The organism is Polaromonas sp. P1_G2 (assembly GCF_056405515.1).
Genome location: NZ_JBFUBY010000749.1, coordinates 1 through 575, shown reverse-complemented (window position 1 = coordinate 575; position 575 = coordinate 1). Strand labels below are relative to the sequence as shown.

The window sequence follows — 575 nt, the reverse complement described above, 5'->3', positions numbered from 1 at the left end:
TCGAGGCCGCGCGACATCAGCGAATATTCGATCTGCAGGTCGGCGATCGGATGGACTTTGGCGGCGCGGCGGATGGTTTCGGAGCCGACTTCCGACAGGCCGATATGCTTGACATAGCCGGCCTTGACCATGTCGGCTATGGCGCCCACGGTGTCCTCGATCGGCACGTTCGGATCGAGCCGGGCAGGGCGGTAGACGTCGATATAGTCGACGCCGAGGCGGACCAGCGTATAGGCGAGCGCCGTCTTGACCGCAGCCGGCCGCGCGTCAAAACCGATCCAGCCGGCAGAGGGGTCGCGCTGGGCGCCGAACTTGACGCTGATGTCGACTTTGTCGCGATCCCCACCCTTCAGCGCTTCGGCGATCAAAAGTTCGTTGTGGCCCATGCCGTAGAAATCGCCGGTGTCGAGCAGCGTCACGCCGGCTTCCATGGCGGCGTGGATGGTGGCGATGGATTCGGCGCGGTCGGCCGGTCCATACATGCCCGACATGCCCATGCAGCCAAGGCCGAAGGCGGAGGTTCTCGGGCCGTTCTTTCCAAGAGTCGTGTATTTCATCATCTCTCTCCTTGGTAC

At 63.3% G+C, this 575-nt stretch carries 1 protein-coding gene; it reads right to left on the bottom strand.

Annotated features, from left to right (window positions below):
- A partial coding sequence (locus AC1D0P_RS27370) for an aldo/keto reductase (RefSeq protein WP_477679605.1) occupies positions 1-557 on the bottom strand: 557 nt, incomplete at its 3' end.
- Positions 558-575: the final 18 nt, after the last annotated feature.